Here is a 1,326-nt window from a genome sequence, read left to right on the forward strand (position 1 = left end):
CTTTTGCAAATGCATTGACGCTTACCCCCAGCGTAAGCGGTGCAATGAATGCCATGATCAATGAAGTCTTTTTCATCTCTACATCCTTGATTGAGTTCCCGCGTCCTGCTGGAACTTTATTTGTTTTACCTGTAAAACTTCGTTTTTATTGTTTTTTAGACAAAAAAATTTATCTAAAAAAAGGATGGCTTAGCAGCTCCCATCGCATATGTACTAAACCATCCAAACTGGTTAATACAGTTTCTTTTGCGGTGGGCCCGCGAAGTTTAATGGTCCAATCGAGTTCATATCGAGCTCGATTACAGTTGGTCCTTCAAAAGCGACAGCCTCTTGAATAACCGTTTTAAACTCATCTGCACTACCGACTTTCCAGCTTTTCACACCCATTGATTCGCCAAGGAGTTTGTAGTCTGGTGTATGCAATTCATTGAAATACTGACGACCACCAAAGTAGTTATTTTGAATGCCACGCATTACGCCATAACCACTGTCATTCATAATCATTAGGACCATATTGGTGTTTTCTTGCACCATAGTTGCAATTTCACCAATACCAAGCATTAAGCCGCCATCACCGACTAAACCAATTACTTTTTTATCAGGGTTAGCAATCGAAGCACCGATTGCTGTTGCAAGGCCTAAACCAATTGCACCCGCAAGCGAGTGGATGTTTTGGTTTGGTGATTGTACCGGGAATAAACGACTGCCCCAAGTACTACCCGACATGGTGATGTCACGTACAAAAATGCCATCTTGAGGTAAAGCTGCACGTAAGTGATCACAAATTAAAGCGTACTGGTCGATTTGTTTGCGCAGTGCATCAATTGCAGCTTGTTTAGCAGCCACAACAGCAGCATCGTAATCGGCATCGATTTTTGAAGTTCCTTGAAGCTGTTCTAACACACGTGTTAAGACATCTTTGGCATCGCCACAAATGAAGTTGCGGATTTTGTAATTACGTTGCTGAGCCACTGGGTTGGCATCCACCTGAATAATGTTTTCAGGAAATTCAACCGAATAAGTTTTGGTTTCATTACTACGTAAACGAGAACCCACCACCACCATCAGATCAGCATCTTTTAATAATTGCTCAACGCCTGCCGAGTTATGGAACGCACCTAAGCTACGTGGATGATCATCTGCCAATACCCCACGAGCATGAGTCGAGGAAACAACTGGAATACCTAAATCTGCAATTGCTTTCACTTCGGCAACGCTATTTAAAGTTCCACCACCAATCCAGAAAATCGGGCGTTTTGCTTTTTTGATCTCGCTTACAAGAAGATCAATTTCAGCTTGCTCTGCCTGTGGCAATTCAAGTGCTTT

At 42.5% G+C, this 1,326-nt stretch carries 1 protein-coding gene; it reads right to left on the reverse strand.

The window, feature by feature from the left end:
- Positions 1-231 precede the first annotated feature (231 nt).
- Positions 232-1,326, reverse strand: a 1,095-nt coding sequence (locus VXQ92_RS18375) for a thiamine pyrophosphate-binding protein (RefSeq protein WP_416682774.1), incomplete at its 5' end; no start/stop codon positions are given.

The organism is Acinetobacter sp. 228, from assembly GCF_048147885.1.